The organism is Sphingobium cloacae (assembly GCF_002355855.1).
GTDB lineage: Bacteria > Pseudomonadota > Alphaproteobacteria > Sphingomonadales > Sphingomonadaceae > Sphingobium > Sphingobium cloacae.
This window is the reverse complement of record NZ_AP017655.1, coordinates 919,413-936,758: the sequence shown is the minus strand read 5'-3', so window position 1 is coordinate 936,758 and position 17,346 is coordinate 919,413. Positions and strand designations below refer to the sequence as shown.

Here is a 17,346-nt window from a genome sequence, read left to right as displayed (position 1 = left end):
TTTACCCTTTCGTTTTACTCCGGAACCATGTCGGTTCGAAGCGGCCTTTCAGACGAGACCGAGGACGCGCCTGCGCGCGTGCCTGAGGCGTCGCCGATCGACACGGACGATTGGCTGGCGGCGATCGGCCAATATGCCGCTATCCTGACCTATGCCGACGGCCAGTTGATGGTGGTCCGCACGAACAGGGCTTTCGCGGAGACCTTCCCCTCATCGACCCCGAAGGACGGCAAGGGCAAGAAGGCCACGGGCGAATGGAGCAAGAAAATCCTGCAACTGATCGCCTCGAAGCGCGACCGGGGCAGTTTCGAGATGGGGCGCGACGGACCATTGGGTTCGGAACATTTCATATGCATGATCGGGCGCCTGCCGTCCCAGGAAGACGGGGTTGAGCAATATCTCTTCACCGCGCTCGATTGCACGCGGGAACGCAGCGTGGAAAAGAGCCTGCGCCGGGAATTGCTGTCCGACGGATTGACCGCGCTGCCGAACCGGGCCGGTTTCAGCGAGGAAATCGAGGATCGCATCGGTCATTCCACCTGGCCCGAAAATGCGCAGTTCGGCATCATAGCGATCGATCTCAGCCGATTCAGCCGCGTCAATGAATCGCTGGGGCCGATGGCGGGCGATGAACTGCTCATCACCGTGGCGAAGCGGTTCAAATCCTGCCTGCGCCAGGGCGATGTGCTGGCGCGTATCGGCGGTAATGACTTTGCGATATTCGCGCGCCTTAACAATGGTTTGTCAGACGCTCTTCATATCGTTGAGAGGATCAACGATGCGCTGAGCGCCCCCATCCGCCTGAGTGGGCTGCATATCCGCGTGGATTGCGCGGTAGGATGCGCGATTTCAGCGAACCTTGAGGAGGATCCCGACGATGTGATCCGCAAGGCGCAGGCCGCGGTCAAGATCGCCAAGGCCAGCGGCAAGGTGGAAATCTATCGCAACGGCGTACTCAAGGAAGCGCAACGGCGGTTCACGCTGGAAAGCAAGCTGCGCGAAGCGCTGGCGCACGGCGGCCTGACCTTGGCGTTCCAGCCTCTCATCCATTTGCAGACGGGGGAGATCACCGGCTTTGAAGCCCTGGCGCGCTGGCATGACCCGGAACTGGGCCATGTCTCTCCGGTCGAATTCATCGCCGTGGCGGAAGAAAGCGGCCTGATCGCGCCTCTGGGGCGTTGGGCGACCTATGAAGCAACGCAGGCGCTCAGCCGCTGGGACGCCAAATTCGGCGAGCCCTTGCCGGTGGGCGTGAACGTGAACCTGTCGCCGATCCATATGGCCCGCGACGATGTGGCTTCCATGTTCGAAGAGGCGCTTCGCTATTCAGGCATTGCGGGCAACCGCCTCACGGCCGAAATCACCGAAAGCGCGATCGTGGCCGATCCGGACAAGGCACGCAAGCTGCTCGTCGCGCTCAAGGATTTGCAGATGTCGGTCGCGATGGACGATTTCGGCACCGGCTATTCCAACCTCGCCAGCCTGCACAGCCTGCCCATCGACATCCTGAAGATCGACCGCAGCTTCGTCTTTTCCATGCTGGAGGACCGCGACAAGACGGTGATCGTGCGGACGATCCTGTCGCTGGCGGAATCGCTCGGGCTGCATGTGACGGCCGAGGGCATCGAAACGCAGGAACTGGCGCTGGAACTGCAACGCATGGGCTGCTGGCAGGGGCAGGGCTATTATTTCGCCAAACCGATGAACGAAATGGACGCGTTCGATTACTGGCGCGCTCGCTGGAACTTCGAAACGGTCTGATCCGCGATCTGCGCGACGCGAGCGGCGTCGGGAAAGCCCTCCGCCACCCAGATTTCCTGTACTTCATGAAGAGCCTTCGCCACGTCGGGGCCGGGCGTGAGGCCCCGCGCGATCAGCGCTCCGCCGCCGATGGGTAGCCTGGGCGGCGTCCATTCCTCGATTTCGGTCAGGGACGCGAGCGGCGCGGACGGATCGAGCAGGATGCGGTCGACCGCGCCTTCCACGCCTATCCTCCAGGCAAGCGTACGGGGCGGCAGGTCCGGCGGCATGACTTCCAGCGCCGCGACCAGCCGCTTGCGGGCCTTGTTGGAGAGCTTGAGCCGCGCGCCTGCCGCATCCGCCGCCTGTGCATCGGGGGGGAGCAGGGCGGCCATACGGCGCAGCGGCGCGGGCTGCGCTGCGCAGGCCGCTTCCCGTTCGACAAGCCGCGCAAGCCGCTCGATGCCCGCCACGTCTATTTCCGGCAGCACCGGGCGCAATATCCCGCCGTCCACCATCAGGCGCAGGGCGGCAACGGGGGCGGTGACGGCCAGCAGCTTCAGAAACTCGTCGGCGATGCGTTCGCGGGACAGCGCCATCAGGCTGTTTGCGGCCGCCATGCACGCGGCATAGGCTTCGGTATCCGGCTCGTCATGACCGAAGCGGGCGAGGAAACGGAAATAGCGCAGGATGCGCAGGTGATCCTCCGCGATGCGCGCCGAAGCGTCGCCGATGAAGCGCACTCGCCGCGTTTCCAGATCGCCGATCCCGTTGAAATAGTCGCTGATCTCGCCGGTCAGCGGATCGGCATACAGGGCGTTGATCGTGAAGTCGCGCCGGGCCGCGTCTTCGCGCCAATCGGTCGTATAGGCGATGGTGGCGCGGCGGCCGTCCGTGCTGACGTCATGGCGCAGGGTCGTGATCTCGACCGGGCCTCCCGCCGTTACCGCCGTCACCGTGCCATGATCGATTCCGGTCGGCACCGCCTTGATTCCCGCCCCGTTCAGCCGTTCGATGACCTGCCGTGGCGTCAGCGTGGTGGCGATGTCCAGATCGTTGACCGGCAGGCCCAGCAGGCTGTCGCGCACCATGCCGCCGACGAAGCGCGCATGGCCCCGATCCGCTTCCAGCGCGGAAAGCAGGCTCTCAAGGCCCGCGCGATGACGCCAGGAAGCGTCAGGCAGTGACAGGATCATAGCCCAGCCTGCGCGAAAGATTGGCGAGGATCGCGGCGGTCACTCCCCAGATACGCCGATCTTGCCAGAATATTTCGTAATAATGCCGTTCAATACCTTGGAATTCCATCGATCTCCTGATCCGGTTTGCCGGGTCGAGCGCGAAGGCGAGGGGAAGCTCGAACAGGTCATCCACTTCGCTTTGCTGGGGAACGAAAGGAAAGTCCGGGGGGATGACGCCCAGCACCGGCACGATGTCGAAGCCGGTGAAGGTATGATAGCGGTCGGACACGCCGATGATCTGGACCTGGTCGGGGGGCAGGCCGATCTCTTCCCGCGCTTCCCGGAGGGCGCCGGCGATTTCGTCGGGATCGCTGTCATCCACCCGGCCGCCGGGAAAGGCGACCTGGCCCGCATGTTTGCGGAGGGAGGAAGATCTTTGCGTCAGGATCAGGCCGGGTTCCGGCCGCTCGGTGATCGCCACGAGCACGGCGGCGGGGGCCAGCACCATTTCGCCATCGATGCGCGGATCGCGCGTGTCGGAGGAGAGGAGTGCATCGCCTTCCCTATGTCCCTCGGTCAGCGCGGCGCGCAGTTGCTCGGCCAGCCTCATGCCGCGCCGTCCAGGGGGAAGAAAGTCCCGCCGCTCCAGAGGCCCACCCGTTCGCCGCCTTCGTCCAGGGCAAGGTTGACCAGTTCATAATAGACGCTGCGCGCGACCAGCGCCTCCATGCCGCCGCGCACGTGCAGATAGGGATGGGGGCCGGTTTCGCCGTCCCGCACGGTCAACGCATGGTCCGGTCCCGCCGCCACGATGTCGCCCGTGTTGAGGCGGAAGGCGATGGCGCGATCCTGGCCTGTGCCCTCGCTCTTCATCTCGACCGCGACGAAGGGGGCATCCTCCACCGCGATGGAGAGCTTCTCGACCGGCGTGACAAGGACATGGGAGCCGTCCGGCTCGCGTCGCAATATAGTGGAGAACAGCCGCACCATGGCTTCCCGGCCGATGGGCGAGCCCTGATGGAACCATGTGCCGTCGCGGGCGATCCGCATGTCGCTGTCGCCGCAATGCTCCGGATTCCACTTCTCGACCGGCGGCAGGCGTTTTTCGGCGAGCAGGCGCGCGATGTCGGTCAGGGAAAGCGTGGCAAGGTCGGGCGGCGGTTCCATCGGCATGGCGCCGAGATAGGATGCGGCGCGCCCGAAGGCAAAGGGGATTATGCAGGGTCGGTGATGCACGGATTACGGGCGGCGTGTGTCCATCCAGCCGCCCTTCTACCGTTCGATAGGTGCTGCCGCCCACGCAGGAGCATGGGCGATTCCCATTTTCGGGTAGGAATTCTCTATGTCCCCTTTTGCGCCGAACGGACCGAAACGCGCTTGAAACAGACCGCCACGCATGGCTTCCCGCGCCAATCAATCGTTCCAACAAAATGAACAGAATTACTATTAAGTAAATGGAAAAAATGGAAAAATATTATCTGAACAATCAGATCGAAACCGTCGCTCGCGGACCCAGCATCCCCTTGCCGCCAATCGCCCGGCCATCCACCGACAGTGCCAGCAACCGCCGATGTTCGAAAGGCCCAGGCGCGTTCCATTCGCCTGTTCCTTCATGGGAAAAGCCCCAGAAGCGCCCATAATATTCCGGATCGCCGATCATCACCAGCGGTTCGGTCGCGCGGGCGCGGGCGGCGGCGACCACCGCGTCCATCATCACGCGGCCATGTCCGGTCCGCTGGAGCGTGGGCGTCACCGCGACCGGCCCCACCATGATGAGGGGCGTCTGCGTTCCATCTTCCCGTGTAAGAGCGACAGGCCAGCTTTGCAGCGATCCGACCAACGCCCCATGCTCGTCCACCATGCCGAAGGACAAGGCGGGCAGCCAAGGCATCCCATGGCGGATCATATAGGCGGTGCGCCCATGCCGGTCCGTACCGAAAGCGGCGTCCAACAGCTGTTCTATCGCACTTTCCGGCACCAGATTCAGGGGCACTATCGATGACACGTCTTGCCGATCCGCCGTCAATGGCGCATGGACCGCGCCGGAAGCGGCGGGCTTTAGCGCCTGCGGCATAAATTGAAAGTAGAAACTGGCCGCAAGGGAACAGCCCCCATGGCCCGATATGGCGAGCTATGGACACCCCATTTGACGATTTTCTGACGCTGGAGGTCAACAATCTGCACGTCGATGTGCTGACCGGCATCTATTCGGAAGAAACACACCTTCCCCAGCCCTTGCGGATTTCCATTCGCGCACAGTTGAAGGTGGCCGATCATTATGAGCCGGACACGCCGCTCTCGCGGTCCAAAAACTATATGGACCTGAAGCATGCCGCGACCTCGGCGCTGCCCGAAGGCCAGCATTTCACCCTGATCGAAGCGGTGGCCGACCATATCATCGACACGATCTTCCTTCAGGACGACAAGGTCAGCCATGTGCAGGTCAAGATCGTGAAGCTGGCGCTGAGCGAACGGGGCGAGGAGATCGGCATCACCCTGGGACGCAGCCGGAAATAACCGCCTGGCTATTTCCCGATCAGGCCGATTTCGACCAGCCGTTCCTTCAGATAGTCGTTCGCGCTGATTGGCGGATCGCGGCGCGGATGATTTTCGCTCACGCATTGCGGCAATGCGTCGATGACGAAATCAGGCCGCAGATGCAGGAAGAAGGGCATAGAATAGCGCGCAATGCCACGCCGCTCCGGCGGCGGATTGACCACGCGGTGGCTGGTCGAAGGGAGGACATGATTGGTCAGTCTTTGCAGCATGTCCCCCACATTGATGACCAGCACGCCGGGCGGCGGAACCACGGGCAACCAATGGCCGCCGCGGTCCTTGAGTTCCAGCCCGCCTTCCTCCGCGCCCAGCAGCAGGGTGATGAGATTGATGTCCTCATGCGAGCCTGCGCGGATGCCGGGGGCATCGGGAGAGACCGGGGGATAATGAAGCAGGCGCAGGATGGAATTGCCATTGCGGGCGGGGTCGTCGAACCAGTCCGCCTCCAATCCCAGATGGAGGGCGATGGCCGATAGAAGCGCCGCGCCGATCCGATCGAATGCAGCGAAAAGGCGGGTGAAAACGGGTTTGAACTCCGGCAATTCCTCCGGCCAGACATTAGGCGGCATCGTGCCGGCCAGCGGATCGTTGGCTGACAGGTCCCGCCCGATGTGCCAGAACTCCTTGAGGTCATTTTCACGACCGCCTTTTGCGATCTCCCGCCCGAAGGCGGTATAGCCGCGCTGTCCGCTGTTGGAGCGCGCATCATAACGGGTTTTCACCGCTTCGGGCAGGGCGAAGAAGCGGCGCGTCAGTGCCAGGCCTTCTTCGATCAATGCCGGGTCCATGCCGTGATCGCGCACCATCGCGAAGCCGAAACGCCGGAAGGATGCGCCGAACGCTGCGGCGAAATCCGCCCTGTCCAGTTCCGTCATGGAAAGAACAGGTATCTGATCCAGCACGGATTGAGTCACGCGATCACCTCGTTTGGCCGAATGTCATCCGGTCCTTGATCGCGCTTTGCCGCTCATGCAAGGAGGAGGCATGAACTACTGGCTGATGAAATCGGAACCGGATGTCTTTTCCTATGACGACCTTGTCGAAAAGGGGAAGGCGGAATGGGATGGCGTGCGCAATCATGCGGCGAAGCTGCATATGATGGCGATGAAGAAGGGCGATCTCGCTCTTTTCTATCACAGCAATATCGGTGTCGAGGCTGTCGGCGTGATGGAAATCGTGGAAGAAGCTGCGCCCGACAGCACGGACGAAACGGGAAAATGGGTCGCGGTCCATGTCGCGCCGAAGGAAAAACTGACCCGACCCGTGACGCTCAAGGCGATGAAAGCCGATCCCGCGCTGGCGAACATGACCATGCTGCGCCAGTCGCGTCTATCGGTGTCTCCGCTGACCAAGGCCGAGTTCCAGCATATTCTCGCCATGTCGCAGGCGTGACGTATCGATGCCGTGATCGCATGAGGCGCGCAACCTGACGGCCAGGCATGACAGGTCTTTGGACAGGTGGTGACATCCAGGTCGCCGATGCAAAGGGCGCGACGGCCGAATAATCCGCAAAAAAAAGAGGGCGGTTCCCGATGGGAGCCGCCCTTTCCTCAAACAGGGTCGCGCGTTAACGGCAACTGCGCTTACTGTCGATCGCCTTGCCAAGCAGCGCGCCACCCGCGGCGCCAAGGATCGTGCCGGTCGCACGGTCGCCGTCCGTGTCGATGGCACGGCCCACCAGAGCGCCGCCCACGCCGCCGACAATCAGGCCGGTGGTGCCGTTGGACTTGCGGCAATACATCCGCCCGTCCCGGCCACGCCACTCCTTGTAACGATAATGCTTGTGCTTGCGAGCCTGCGCGCCCTCTGTTGGGAACGCCATGGAAACAGGCACCGCCAACGAAACCGCGGCCAGTGCGAGAATGGCTTTACGCATGATTATCTCCTCCGATAGCGTTTGCCGGTTCAACCCATCCGGTTCTAGCAGGGTTGCATGAACGTGCGGCAACGACGGAAGACGTTGTTCTCAGGGGGATAATTTTTCCGACGAATGGTCGGGATGGCGCGACCAGCCGAGGCTCAACCCTCCGCCTAGCAGGGAGAGGAGATCGGTCTTCTTGACTATATAGGCAATTGATTATGTGGGCATATTTAGGGTTATCCACATTTACCCACAGATTTCGATGCGAAATGGTCAAGTGACCTTCAATATTCGCTTTGTTCGACTCGGTTCTCATGAGAGCATCGCTTCATCGAGACGAGAGGAACGGAGAAATCCGGACCAGGAAGGGGCTGAGAAATCAGCAACTTGAAGATGTTTCGGGAGTTCGCTCCAAAGCAGGGTCCGCAAGGATCGCGTGACGGACGGACGACTTCCTGAAGAAGTGCCAAGTGCGCGCGAAAGTGAACGCCGGGCATGGGTGACAGGAAGTTCGGCGATGGAACAGGACTTTGGTCCAACGCCATGGCCAATGCGATGCGGATGCTTTGAAAAAGGCGGAAACATCGGTCACGTCGAGGTTGATGATCGCATTTTCGCCAGGAAATACGGATCATGCACGCCGACGGAAGTGGGGACCGGCAGCGATGCCGGCCCCCATTTTGTTATGGAGCATGAGGTGCGGCAAGCGACCGATCATGGGAGGCTCGCCTTCAAATGTGCGGCGCTTCTCAACCGAGCCGCCATTCAGCCTGCGGCCAGTTTCCTTGCGCGTTCCCGCCATGTGCTCCCCAGAACCTGCATCGCGGCGAGCGAGCGGACGCCTTCCCTGTCGGCCTTGTGCTCTCCGCCGATCAACAGGCGGAACACGCGTTCGACCGGCCAGTCGGGCAAGGGGCGGGAGAGCAGATCCATGGTCATTCCGGCTTGCGCTTCACCCTGGCGAATGACGCGGAGATAGATGCCGCAGCGCGCCGTTCGGACAATGGTCGCCATGATGTCGCGTGCGCCGAAGCGATGGTCCAGTTTCCAGCAGGGCTGGCGGCCATGGCTGACTTCCACGATGGCGCTGCCCAGGCTGTACCGGTCTCCAAGGCATATGTTCGCCTCCGTCATCCCGTGGGCCGCTATATTCTCGCCAAAGGCGCCGGGCGCATCGAGCAGGGGATGGCCGGGCTTGCGTTGTTTCCACCATTCATAATGATCCTGGGGGTAGAGATGAATCGCCTTGTCCAGCCCGCCATGATGTACCCGATCCGCGACGCTGTCGCCGGCCAGCCCTTCCCAACCGATAGCGATGGGCCCGGACTGCGGCTGTTTGGCGATGGCGCTGTGATCGTTTCCCCGGAAAGGGCGCGGAGACCCGATCAGGAGCGCGCTTATCATCATGCTGGAATCGCTCATGCCCCTTCATTGCCATCGCAGCCGGATCATGGGGAGGGCCAGTGCGGAGCAAGCGGCCATTCAAGTAAGGCTGAGTTCCGACCTCAGCTTCAGCACTTCGCCGCCCGCATCCCTGATGACCAGGCAAGCGGGATCTTGCGGAGAACCGTTGCGGCGAACGCGGGTGCCTTCGATCATATATTCGACCTGATGGTCGAAACAGGCCGCGATCCTGCCCCGGCCGACGCTCTGGCCGCGATTCCATCTGACCCGCAGGCCCGCATGAAAACCGTTGGACATGAAAAGCCATCCTTATCCTGCCCGCCAAGGCAAAATGTCCGAAGCTGGCGCGGGTTCCCTTGGGTTTTGGTTCCGGCTGGGTTAAGGGGCCGGGATGGATGCAACCGGCCTGCGCGTGGCGCTTTTCAGCGGCAATTACAATTATGTGCGAGATGGCGCGAATCAGGCGCTCAATCGCTTTGTCGGGTATCTGTTGAGGCAAGGGGCGGCGGTTCGTGTCTATTCCCCGACCATCGGCACGCCGGCCTTCGAGCCGACCGGCGATCTGGTGAGCGCGCCCTCCATTCCCGTGCCGGGACGCAGGGAATATCGCATTCCCTATCGCATGTCGGGCATGGTGCAGCGGGATTTAAGGGCTTTCGCTCCCAATCTCGTCCATGTGTCCAGCCCCGATCCGCTGGGGCATCGCGCGGTGAGCTGGGCGCGGCGCAACCGGCTTCCCGCCGTGGCGTCGGTCCATACCCGCTTCGAAACCTATCCGCGCTATTATGGGCTGGCCTTCCTGGAGCCGGTGATCGAATCGATGCTGCGGCGCTTCTATCGCCGGTGCGACGCCATTGTCGCGCCGTCCGAATCGATGGCGCAACTGTTGCGCGAACAGCGCATGAGCTTTGATGTCGGCATCTGGACGCGTGGCATCGACCGCGAGATATTCCATCCGGGCCGTCGCGATCCCGAATGGCGGCGTTCCGTGGGGATCGGGGATCATGAGCCGGTCATCGGCTTCATCGGACGGCTGGTGATGGAAAAGGGGCTGGATGTCTTTTCCGACAGCATCGACCAGCTCGTCGCGCGGCAGGTGCGGCACAAGGTTCTGGTGGTGGGCGAAGGACCAGCGCGGGAATGGTTCCAGAACCGCTTGCCGGACGCGGTCTTTACCGGTTTTCAGAAAGGCGCCGACCTGGGCCGGGCCGTGGCCAGCATGGACATGCTGTTCAATCCTTCCGTCACGGAGACCTTCGGCAACGTGACGCTGGAAGCGATGGCTTGCGGCCTGCCGACCGTGGCGGCGCGCGCGACGGGAAGCGAAAGCCTGGTCACGGACGGCGTGACCGGGCGACTGATCCGCCCCGGCGCGATCGGGGCTTTCGCCGATGCGTTGCAAATCTATTGTTCGGATGCAGGCGTGCGAGAGCGAGCGGGGCAGGCGGCCATGGCGGAAGCGGAACGCTATGGCTGGGACCAGGTCAATCAGGCGCTGGTCGACACCTATCTGCGCGTGATCCGTCAGCGGGCGCAGGGCGCGACGATGAAGGCCAGCCCGGTTCCCTGAACGGCAAAGCATCCCTATATCGGGGAGCAATGGCAGATCTTTTCGCACAGGACGACCTTCCCGTGGTGACGGACGGCGGCCCGCTGGCCGACCGGCTGCGTCCGCGTACTCTGGCGGATGTGGTGGGGCAGGATCATCTGACGGGCCCTGATGGGGCAATCGGGCGGATGGTGTCGGCCGGACGCTTGTCCTCCATCATCTTCTGGGGGCCGCCAGGAACAGGAAAGACGACCATCTCGCGTCTGCTGGCCGATGCTGTGGGAATGCGGTTCGAGCCCATTTCCGCCGTGTTTTCCGGTGTTGCTGACCTCAAGAAAGTCTTCGCCGCGGCGAAGGATCATGCGCGACTGGGCGAGAAGACACTGCTGTTCGTGGATGAGATCCACCGTTTCAACCGGGCGCAGCAGGACAGCTTTCTGCCTTTCGTGGAGGATGGCACGGTCACGCTGGTCGGGGCGACGACCGAAAATCCGAGTTTCGAACTGAATGCCGCGCTCCTGTCGCGGGCGCAGGTGCTGATCCTGAGAAGGCTGGACGCCGCCGCGCTGGAGCAATTGCTGGACCGGGCGGAGGCATTGATGGAGCGGCCCCTCCCTCTGGATACGGCGGCGCGGGATGCGTTGATCGCCAGCGCGGACGGAGACGGGCGCTTCCTGCTCAATCAGGTGGAGACGCTCTATTCCGTCGATCTGGCGGAGCCGCTCGATCCCGCAGGCCTCTCGGCGCTGCTGCACCGGCGGTTGGCGGTTTACGACAAGGATCGGGAAGGGCATTACAACCTCATTTCCGCCCTGCATAAGTCGCTGCGCGGATCCGACCCGCAGGCGGCGCTTTACTATCTTGCACGGATGCTGACGGCGGGGGAGGAGCCGCTTTACGTGCTTCGGCGGCTGGTGCGCTTCGCGAGCGAGGACATCGGCCTCGCCGATCCGCAGGCGCTGGTTCAATGCCTTGCGGCCAGGGACAGCTATGAGTTTCTCGGTAGTCCCGAGGGCGAACTCGCCATTGTGCAAGCCTGTCTCTATTGTGCGACCGCGCCCAAATCCAACGCGGCCTATGTGGCGATGAAAGCGGCGTGGAAGTCGGCGCGCGATACCGGGTCGCTGATGCCGCCGCCGAATATCCTGAACGCGCCGACGAAGCTTATGAAGCAGGTTGGCTACGGCAAGGGCTATCAGTATGATCATGACGTGGCCGAGGGCTTTTCCGGGGCGAATTACTGGCCTGAGGAAATGGAGCCGCAAACCTTCTATGCGCCGGGCGATCGCGGATACGAGGCGCGCGTGGCGGAGCGCATCGCGCATTGGAACAGGCTGCGGCAGGAGCGGGGACAGGCGTGACGCCCCGGTTCGAACGCTTCGCCGCGATCGATTGGTCCGGTGCGAAAGGCGTGCGGCATAAAGGGATCGCGGCGGCGATTTGCGAAGCGGAAGGCGCGCCCGCTCTGGTGGAGGCGCCCGGCGGCATCTGGTCACGCAGGGCGGTGGCCGACTGGCTGGTGCATGCGGCCGGGGAAAAGCCGACGCTCTTTGGCTTCGATTTCAGTTTTGCGCCGCCCTTCGTGGCGAGGGGCGGCTATCTGCCCGGTGACATGGTGCCGGAAAGCGGGCCGGATTTCTGGGCTTATGTCGACCGCATCTGCGATGATCCCGATCTGGGCGCGGCAAGCCTTCTGGAAAACACCCATCGCCGCCATTTCTATTTCGGCAAGGCGGACGGGGTGAAGGCCGACTTCATGCATAACCGCGTTTGCGAGGCGCATTATAATGCGGGCGGCGGGGGAAAGCCGTCGACCGTCTACGACGCCATCGGCGCGGCTCAGGTGGCGAAGGCGAGCTTTGCCGGGATGCGCCTGCTCCATCGCGTGCGCAGCCATGTTCCTGTCTGGCCCTTCGATCCCCTGCCGGATGAGGGCTCGCTGGTGGTGGAGATCTATACCAGCATTGCCGCTCGCGCCGCCGGCCGGCCCAAGGGACGGACGAAGATGCGCGATCTTGCCGCGCTGAACGGGGCGCTGTCGGCGCTGGGCTGCGCGGCCTATCGTGGGCCTGAGCCTGATGATCATGGCGCCGATGCCCTGCTCACCGCCGCATGGATGCGCGGGGCGGCGGGAAGGACCGCGCTCTGGATGCCTCCGCCGCTCGATATGCGGATCGCCGCCACTGAGGGCTGGACGTTCGGCGTCATCTGATAGTATGGGCGTCCCCGGACAGCGAGGCCGGATTAGCACAGCGGTAGTGCAGCGGTTTTGTAAACCGAAGGTCGGGGGTTCGATCCCCTCATCCGGCACCATCGCTGTCCCTCTTTATTCCCTGCCGCACTGGCGCAGGGGCCGGGCGCTCCTTATAGCAAGGGCATGGCATCGACCCAGAAGCAGAAGAAGTCCGCGCCCGTCCGCGCGAAGGTGCGGCCCGCCGGTTTTCCGACCCGCGACCAGGTGATGGAGTTCATCGCCTCCTCCGATCAGCCCGCTGGCAAGCGGGAGATCGCCAAAGCCTTCGGCCTCAAGGGACAGGAGAAGATCGCGCTCAAGGCGCTGCTCAAGGATATGGCCGACGAAGGGCTGATCGATATTGGTCCTGCACGAGCCTTTCACAAGATGGGCGGCGTGCCCAAGGTCACCGTCCTGCGGATCGTCGACGTGGACGACACGGCGCTGATCGCCACGCCCGAACGCTGGGAGGCGGAAGGCCAGCCCGCGCCGCGCCTGCGCGTGGTCGAGCGTGGGAAGCGCGGGGCGCTCACCATCGGCGACCGGATATTGGCGCGGACGGAGGAGGCCGGACGCGGCTGGGTCGCGCGCCCGATGAAAAAGCTCGCCAAGGCCAGCGAGGAACTGCTGGGCGTGGTGGAGGAAGCGCCAGCGAATCAGGATGGGGGGGGCAAGCTGTGGCTGCGCCCGGTGGACAAGCGCATAAGGCGGGATACGCCGATTTCCGATGCGGGGGCGGCCAAGCCGGGCGATCTGGTGCTGGCCGAGCCGGTCGGGCGCCCGCCCCGCATTACCGCGCGGGTAACGGATATATTGGGCGATCCCTTCGCGCCGCGCAGCTTCAGCCTGATCGCGATCCACAAGCATGGCATTCCCCATGTCTTTTCGGACATGGTCGAGGAAGAGGCCGTTGCCGCTTCCCAACTGCCATTGCATGAAAATAAGCGGGAAGATCTGCGCCACTTGCCCATCGTTGCCATCGATCCGGTGGATGCGCGCGATCATGACGATGCGGTGTGGGCCGCGCCGGACGACGATGCCGGCAATCCGGGCGGTTATCGCGCCATTATCGCCATCGCCGACGTCAGTTACTATGTGCGGCCCGGCAGCGCTCTCGACCGGGAGGCGCGCAAGCGCGGGAACAGCGTCTATTTCCCCGATCTGGTCGTGCCGATGCTGCCGCACCAGCTTTCGTCCGACATGTGTTCGCTGCGCGCGGGCGAGGATCGGGCGGCGATGGCCTGCCACCTCGTCATCGATGCAAAGGGGAAGGTGACGTCATGGCGCTTTTCCCGCGCGGTGATCCACGTGGCGGCGGTGCTTGCCTATGAGGACGCGCAGGCGGCGATCGACGGCACAAAGGACCACCCGTTGCTGGAACCGGCGTTGAAGCCTCTCTGGGCCTGCTGGGCGCTGCTGCGCAAGGCGCGCGAGAAACGCGATCCGCTGGCGCTCGATCTGCCGGAACGGCGCGTGGTGCTGGACGAATGGGGCAAGATCGTCAGCGTCGCGGTGCGCGAAAGGCTCGACGCGCATATGGTGATCGAGGATTATATGATCGCCGCTAATGTCGCGGCCGCCAAGGCGCTGGAGGCGAAGAAGGCCCCGGTCATGTACCGCGACCATGATCCGCCCAGCCGCGACAAGCTGGTAGCGCTGAAGGATTATCTGGCGACCTTCGACATCGATTTCGCGCTGGGGCAAGTGATCAGGCCCGCGACCTTCAACCGCCTGATCGAGCGCATCGGCGAGGCGGAAGAAAAACCGCAGATCATGGAACAGATTCTCCGCAGTCAAAGCCAGGCCTATTACAGTCCGGAGAATATGGGGCATTTCGGCCTTGCGCTGGGAAGCTACGCGCATTTCACCTCGCCCATCCGCCGCTATGCGGACCTGCTGGTGCATCGGGCGCTGGTGGGCGCCTATGGGCTGGAAATGCCCGCGCCCACAGGTGGCGAGCTGCCCGACCGCACCTCGCTCAGCGGCGAGGATTATGAGAATATGGGTCGTGTCGGCGAGATGATAAGCCAGCATGAACGCCGCGCCATGGAGGCCGAGCGCGAAACCGTCGACCGCTATGTCGCCGCCTTTCTCGCCGCGCATGTCGGCGATCTGGTGGAGGCGCGGATCACCGGCGTCCAGAATTTCGGTTTCTTCGCGACCGTCGAGGGATTGGGCGGCGATGGGCTGGTGCCAGTATCGACGCTCGGCGACGAACGCTTCTATTATGACGAGGCGGCCCGCGCGCTGGAGGGCGTGGAGAGCGGAGATCGCTATACGGTGGGCCAACGCCTGCAATTGCGGCTGGCGGAGGCGGACCCGATCAACGGCGCATTGCGCTTCGAACTGCCTGACGCCCTGCCGCAGCGGCCAAGCTTCAGGAAGGATCGCGCCCGTCCGGGCATCAGGCGCGGCCGCCCCGCCAATATCCGCCACATGGGCAGCGCGCGGGGCAAGCACCGGAAGCGCTGAGCGCGGTCAACTCAGCCGGTCGATCGCTTCGGCGTCCAGCCCGCCCGGAATGACCATGATCGGGCAGGGCAGCTTGCCTGCATCCGCCCCCGCGAAGTGCGACACCAGCTTGCCCGGATTGCCGCTTGCCGCTGCGCCCAGCACTAGGGCGGCGACATCATCCATGTCGTCGAGTGTCTTGCGTACGACCGCCACCGGGTCGCCCTGCTTCACCGTAATGCTGGGACGGATGCCGGATTCGTCCGTCAGGGTGCCCGCCGCGCTCGTCACCAGCGCTTCGGCGCGTTGGTGCGCTTCATCCTCCATTGTGGCCTGAACGCCGCTCCATTGCACGAATTCCGATGGCGGAATGAGAGCCAGGATGCGCACTGCCCCGTTGGTCTTCGCGGCGCGCCGGGCCGCGAAGCGAAGCGCGGTTTCCGCTTCAGGCGATTCGTCCACGACAACCAGATATGTCCGCACTTTCCCAAGCCCCCAGCAGTGTGAAAATGGCCTTCGTGGCCATGCGAGCCGGTCCTATGAACCAACTGGGTGAAATGTGATGCATAATCGGGGTCCGCGCAAGCCACGCCCTTGACCCTTTCCCCGAAAGCGTCGAAACGACCTGGAAAGGCAAAGATGCGAGAAAAGGCCCCACCGCATGAGCAAGACGATCCAGATGCCTGCCCTGTCCCCCACCATGGAGGAAGGAACGCTGGCCAAATGGTTGGTGAAGGAGGGCGACACAGTTTCGTCAGGCGATCTTCTGGCAGAGATCGAAACGGACAAGGCGACGATGGAATTCGAAGCCGTCGATGAAGGCACGATTGCGAAAATCCTGGTTTCGGAAGGTGCCGAAGGCGTGAAGGTCGGCACGGTGATCGCGATTCTGGCGGAAGAAGGCGAAGATGTCGCGGAAGCGGCCAAGGGGGGCGGTGAAACGCCTTCCGCGCCGGCGGAGCCCAAGCCGGAAGCGGCACCCCAGAAAGCCGAATCCGCATCGGCCGCCGCCCCATCTTCCTCGCCAGAACCGAAGGTTGCGGAGTCCTCCGGTCAAGGCGATCGGGTGAAGGCGAGCCCGCTCGCTCGCCGCCTTGCACAGGAAAAGGGCGTCGATCTGGCGAGCGTCTCCGGCTCCGGCCCCAATGGCCGGATCGTGAAAGCCGATCTGGAAGGCGCGAAACCTGCCGGAGCCGCGACCGCCGCTCCGTCCGCGGCCATTCCGGCGACCGCGCCCGTAGCGGCGCAGGATTTCGGCGTCCCGCACGAGATCGTCAAGCTGTCGAACATGCGCAAGACGATCGCGCGCCGGCTCACCGAATCCAAGCAACAGGTGCCGCACATCTACCTGACCGTGGATATCCAACTCGATAAGCTCCTCAAATTGCGGGGAGAGTTGAACGATGGGCTAGCCTCTCGTGGCGTGAAGCTGTCGGTCAACGATCTGCTCATCAAGGCGCTGGCCGTGGCGCTGGTCCAGGTGCCCGAATGCAATGTCCAATTCGCGGGCGACCAGATGCTAAAGTTCCAGCGGGCCGATATCTCCGTGGCGGTATCGATTCCCAATGGCCTCATCACGCCGATCGTCACGGAGGCGGATAGCCGCGGCGTCGCGGCCATTTCCACCGCGATGAAGGATTTGGCGGAGCGCGCCAAGGAAGGGAAGCTCAAGCCGGAGGAATATCAGGGCGGCACCGCCTCGCTCTCCAATATGGGCATGTTCGGCATCAAGCAGTTCGAAGCGGTCATCAACCCGCCGCAGGGCATGATCATGGCTATCGGCGCGGGTGAGAAGCGGCCCTATGTGGTGGATGACAGCCTGCAAATCGCGACCATCATGTCGGCGACGGGCAGCTTCGATCATCGCGCGATCGATGGCGCGGATGGCGCGCGGCTGATGAAGGCGTTCAAGCAACTGGTCGAAAATCCGCTGGGGATGCTTGCCTGATGGCGCATGCCGAGGAACAGCCGCCTGAAGGCTGCCCCGCGGTGCGCGTCATTGCCATGCCTGCCGACACCAATCCCTATGGGGATATTTTCGGAGGCTGGCTGATGAGCCTTATGGACTCCGCCGCCGGTTCCGTCGCCGCCCGTCATTCCAAGGGCCGCGCCGTCACCATCGCGGTGGAAGGCATGACCTTTCTGCGGCCCGTGGTCGTGGGCGACGAAGTGTCGGTCTATGCGAAGCTTGCCAGCGTGGGGCGCACATCCATGCGGATCGGCGTGGAAGCATGGCGCCGCACGCGCCACGACGACCGATCCTATCGCGTAACGCAGGCGACTTTCACTTTCGTGGCGATCGGCGAGGACCGCCATCCGCGCCCCGTGCCGACGCTCCCGGCTGAATGAAGCAAACCATCAAGAAACGAGTGTG

The 17,346-nt window shown here is 63.4% G+C and carries 18 protein-coding genes and 1 tRNA gene; 10 read left to right on the top strand and 9 right to left on the bottom strand.

What is annotated here, in order from left to right:
- Window positions 1-27 precede the first annotated feature (27 nt).
- Window positions 28-1,761: a putative bifunctional diguanylate cyclase/phosphodiesterase gene (locus SCLO_RS04585; protein ID WP_066514106.1), complete on the top strand. Its 1,734-nt coding sequence runs from the start codon at window positions 28-30 to the stop codon at window positions 1,759-1,761.
- Here the strand turns inward: SCLO_RS04585 and SCLO_RS04580 are convergent.
- The 4 genes from SCLO_RS04580 to SCLO_RS04565 all read right to left on the bottom strand — a co-directional run bounded on the left by SCLO_RS04580 (window position 1,725) and on the right by SCLO_RS04565 (window position 4,923).
- Window positions 1,725-2,936 carry a CCA tRNA nucleotidyltransferase gene (locus SCLO_RS04580; RefSeq protein WP_066514104.1) on the bottom strand — a complete coding sequence of 404 codons (1,212 nt, stop codon included), beginning with the start codon at window positions 2,934-2,936 and terminating at the stop codon, window positions 1,725-1,727. The genes SCLO_RS04585 and SCLO_RS04580 overlap by 37 nt on opposite strands.
- Entirely contained in the window at window positions 2,917-3,528 is a 612-nt protein-coding gene (locus tag SCLO_RS04575; RefSeq protein ID WP_066514100.1) for a CoA pyrophosphatase, read from the bottom strand. Before SCLO_RS04575 ends, SCLO_RS04580 begins: the two co-directional genes overlap by 20 nt.
- Window positions 3,525-4,091 (bottom strand): DUF1285 domain-containing protein, encoded by a 567-nt coding sequence (locus SCLO_RS04570; RefSeq protein WP_066514285.1) that lies wholly within the window; start codon window positions 4,089-4,091, stop codon window positions 3,525-3,527. The genes SCLO_RS04575 and SCLO_RS04570 overlap by 4 nt, the downstream gene beginning before the upstream one ends.
- Before the next feature lie 313 nt (window positions 4,092-4,404).
- Window positions 4,405-4,923 carry a GNAT family N-acetyltransferase gene (locus tag SCLO_RS04565; protein ID WP_066514283.1) on the bottom strand — a complete coding sequence of 173 codons (519 nt, stop codon included), beginning with the start codon at window positions 4,921-4,923 and terminating at the stop codon, window positions 4,405-4,407.
- A 128-nt stretch (window positions 4,924-5,051) separates the two neighbouring features.
- Here SCLO_RS04565 and SCLO_RS04560 point away from each other — a divergent pair, with 128 nt between their 5' ends.
- Complete coding sequence (locus SCLO_RS04560) at window positions 5,052-5,435, top strand: dihydroneopterin aldolase (RefSeq protein WP_066514099.1); 384 nt, start codon at window positions 5,052-5,054, stop codon at window positions 5,433-5,435.
- Window positions 5,436-5,443: 8 nt separating this feature from the next.
- Here the strand turns inward: SCLO_RS04560 and SCLO_RS04555 are convergent, their stop codons facing one another.
- The gene (locus SCLO_RS04555; RefSeq protein ID WP_066514098.1) at window positions 5,444-6,388 is read right to left on the bottom strand and encodes an isopenicillin N synthase family dioxygenase; all 945 of its coding nucleotides are present in this window, start codon (window positions 6,386-6,388) and stop codon (window positions 5,444-5,446) included.
- Window positions 6,389-6,458: 70 nt separating this feature from the next.
- On the opposite strand from SCLO_RS04555, the gene SCLO_RS04550 reads away from it, so the two are divergent.
- Window positions 6,459-6,866, top strand: a complete 408-nt coding sequence (locus SCLO_RS04550; RefSeq protein WP_066514097.1) for an EVE domain-containing protein — start codon at window positions 6,459-6,461, stop codon at window positions 6,864-6,866.
- Between the two features lie 175 nt (window positions 6,867-7,041).
- Here the strand turns inward: SCLO_RS04550 and SCLO_RS04545 are convergent, their stop codons facing one another.
- The 3 genes from SCLO_RS04545 to SCLO_RS04535 form a co-directional block, all read right to left on the bottom strand.
- Window positions 7,042-7,350 (bottom strand): glycine zipper 2TM domain-containing protein, encoded by a 309-nt coding sequence (locus SCLO_RS04545; RefSeq protein ID WP_066514095.1) that lies wholly within the window; start codon window positions 7,348-7,350, stop codon window positions 7,042-7,044.
- A gap of 750 nt (window positions 7,351-8,100) precedes the next feature.
- On the bottom strand, window positions 8,101-8,757 hold the full coding sequence (locus SCLO_RS04540; protein ID WP_066514094.1) for an MOSC domain-containing protein: 657 nt from the start codon (window positions 8,755-8,757) through the stop codon (window positions 8,101-8,103).
- A 60-nt stretch (window positions 8,758-8,817) separates the two neighbouring features.
- Window positions 8,818-9,036: a hypervirulence associated TUDOR domain-containing protein gene (locus tag SCLO_RS04535; protein WP_066514092.1), complete on the bottom strand. Its 219-nt coding sequence runs from the start codon at window positions 9,034-9,036 to the stop codon at window positions 8,818-8,820.
- Between the two features lie 94 nt (window positions 9,037-9,130).
- Between SCLO_RS04535 and SCLO_RS04530 the strand changes: the two genes are divergently transcribed.
- The 5 genes from SCLO_RS04530 (at window position 9,131) to rnr (ending at window position 14,993) form a co-directional block, all read left to right on the top strand.
- Complete coding sequence (locus SCLO_RS04530; protein ID WP_066514089.1) at window positions 9,131-10,309, top strand: glycosyltransferase family 4 protein; 1,179 nt, start codon at window positions 9,131-9,133, stop codon at window positions 10,307-10,309.
- 29 nt (window positions 10,310-10,338) lie between these two features.
- Entirely contained in the window at window positions 10,339-11,649 is a 1,311-nt protein-coding gene (locus SCLO_RS04525) for a replication-associated recombination protein A (protein ID WP_066514087.1), read from the top strand.
- Window positions 11,646-12,500 (top strand): hypothetical protein, encoded by an 855-nt coding sequence (locus tag SCLO_RS04520; protein ID WP_066514083.1) that lies wholly within the window; start codon window positions 11,646-11,648, stop codon window positions 12,498-12,500. The genes SCLO_RS04525 and SCLO_RS04520 overlap by 4 nt, the downstream gene beginning before the upstream one ends.
- A gap of 26 nt (window positions 12,501-12,526) precedes the next feature.
- A tRNA-Thr gene (locus SCLO_RS04515) sits at window positions 12,527-12,601 on the top strand.
- Between the two features lie 64 nt (window positions 12,602-12,665).
- Entirely contained in the window at window positions 12,666-14,993 is a 2,328-nt protein-coding gene (gene rnr, locus SCLO_RS04510; protein WP_066514082.1) for a ribonuclease R, read from the top strand.
- 6 nt (window positions 14,994-14,999) lie between these two features.
- Here rnr and SCLO_RS04505 read toward each other — a convergent pair whose 3' ends face one another.
- The gene (locus SCLO_RS04505) at window positions 15,000-15,455 is read right to left on the bottom strand and encodes a universal stress protein (protein WP_066514081.1); all 456 of its coding nucleotides are present in this window, start codon (window positions 15,453-15,455) and stop codon (window positions 15,000-15,002) included.
- Window positions 15,456-15,633: 178 nt separating this feature from the next.
- On the opposite strand from SCLO_RS04505, the gene SCLO_RS04500 reads away from it, so the two are divergent.
- Window positions 15,634-16,920 (top strand): pyruvate dehydrogenase complex dihydrolipoamide acetyltransferase, encoded by a 1,287-nt coding sequence (locus tag SCLO_RS04500; RefSeq protein ID WP_066514079.1) that lies wholly within the window; start codon window positions 15,634-15,636, stop codon window positions 16,918-16,920.
- The gene (locus tag SCLO_RS04495; RefSeq protein WP_066514077.1) at window positions 16,920-17,321 is read left to right on the top strand and encodes an acyl-CoA thioesterase; all 402 of its coding nucleotides are present in this window, start codon (window positions 16,920-16,922) and stop codon (window positions 17,319-17,321) included. Before SCLO_RS04500 ends, SCLO_RS04495 begins: the two co-directional genes overlap by 1 nt.
- The last annotated feature ends 25 nt before the right edge of the window (window positions 17,322-17,346 follow it).